Raw genomic sequence first — 1,658 nt, forward strand, 5'->3', positions numbered from 1 at the left:
TTCAAGGCTCCCAGCAGCGTGCTGCTCAGTGGCCTGCGGTAAATTTTGCTGGCCGCTCCGCGGTCCCTCTTCTTGCCCGCGTAGTTAAACGGCAGCTTGTTGCGGGTATACCCCGCCAATTCGCGGATCCAATACTGCCGGCTCTCCTCGTCACTCTCCCGGAACCGGTTGATGGCCACATAATCCTTGTAATTGCTATCCAGCGGCTTGACCTCCGCCGGCTCTCCCTGCAGCAGCTGCTGATAAATGCCTGCAAACTCCTGCTGAAAGGACGCCACGCTCCATCCGTCCAGAATCGCATGGTGGAACGTAAACACCATGCAATAATCGTAGCGTACGTTCAGCCGGAACAAACGAACTCGCCACAGCACCTCGCCGTCGAACCGGAACAAGTTGCGCTGGTCCTGATCGATATGCGCGCGGATGACGCGCTCCTGCTCCTCCCGGCTAAGTGAGGAGACATCTTCCACCGAAAACTCTGGCACGATCCGGTCGTGCACAAGCTGGACCTCTTCCTCGAAATGCGTGAGATCGAAGGTGGTACGCAGAATCGGATGCTTGTCGGATAACCGCTGCAGCGCTTCTGCGAACTGTTCTACCGAAACGATTTTGAAATGATATAAGAACTGATCGTGGTAAATCGGCTCCTCCGGCCGCAATCTTGAGTAGAACACCATGCTCTGTTGAATTTTGCTAAGCGGATACACGTCCTCGTAATCCTCTGGCAGGTGCTTCGCCTGCTCGGAATCCTCCATGATGCGCCGCTTCATCTGCTCCAGCATCTCCCGCCCCGACTCCAGCTGCCGGTTCGGCTTGTGCTCCTGCGCCAAAAGCTCAGCCAACTCTCCGATGGTCTGATGCAGGTACACATCTTTTAACGGGAGGGCCGCCTCCATGTCGCGATTCATCCGGCTGACGAGGCGGATCGCCTTGATCGAGTCGCCGCCCAGCACAAAGAAGTTATCGTGGACGCCGACCTGCTCCGCTCCCAGCACTTCCTGCCAAATCTCCGCCAGTTGCCGCTGCGTCGGCGTGCTTGGCGCTTCGTAGACGCTGCCGGTATGCGCCGATTCCGGCGCCGGCAGCGCCTTGCGCTCCACCTTGCCGTTAGAGTTCAGCGGCAGCTTCTCCAGCTCCACAAAGTAAGACGGAATCATGTATTCCGGCAGCTGTACCGCCAGGTGCGCCCGTAGTTCTACAACCGGAACAGCTTCGTCACTCACGAGATACGCGCACAAGTATGCCTGCCCTTGCTCGTCCTCGCGGGCCATGACCACCGCTTCGCGGATCTGCGCATGCGCCAGAAGCCGCACCTCGATCTCCCCGCACTCGATCCGGTAGCCGCGGATCTTCACTTGGTGGTCGATCCGGCCCAGGTACTCCAGGTTGCCGTCCGGCAGCCATCTCGCCAAATCGCCGGTCCGGTACATCCGCGTCCCCGGCTCGNGCCGCACCTCGATCTCCCCGCACTCGATCCGGTAGCCGCGGATCTTCACTTGGTGGTCGATCCGGCCCAGGTACTCCAGGTTGCCGTCCGGCAGCCATCTCGCCAAATCGCCGGTCCGGTACATCCGCGTCCCCGGCTCGAACGGGTTGTCTACGAATTTCTCCGCCGTCAATTCCGGCCGGTTTAAATAACCCCGTGCCAGTCCGTCGCC

The 1,658-nt window shown here is 59.8% G+C and carries 1 protein-coding gene and 1 pseudogene; both read right to left on the reverse strand.

Going from position 1 to position 1,658, the window contains the following annotated elements; translation table 11 throughout:
• On the reverse strand, positions 1-1,271 hold a 1,271-nt coding region (locus ACAN56_RS35525; protein WP_489685717.1), incomplete at its 3' end, for a condensation domain-containing protein.
• A gap of 183 nt (positions 1,272-1,454) precedes the next feature.
• Positions 1,455-1,658: pseudogene (locus ACAN56_RS35530) on the reverse strand (hypothetical protein); the annotation flags it as partial.

This window comes from Paenibacillus paludis (assembly GCF_042610515.1).
Lineage (GTDB): Bacteria > Bacillota > Bacilli > Paenibacillales > Paenibacillaceae > Paenibacillus_AQ.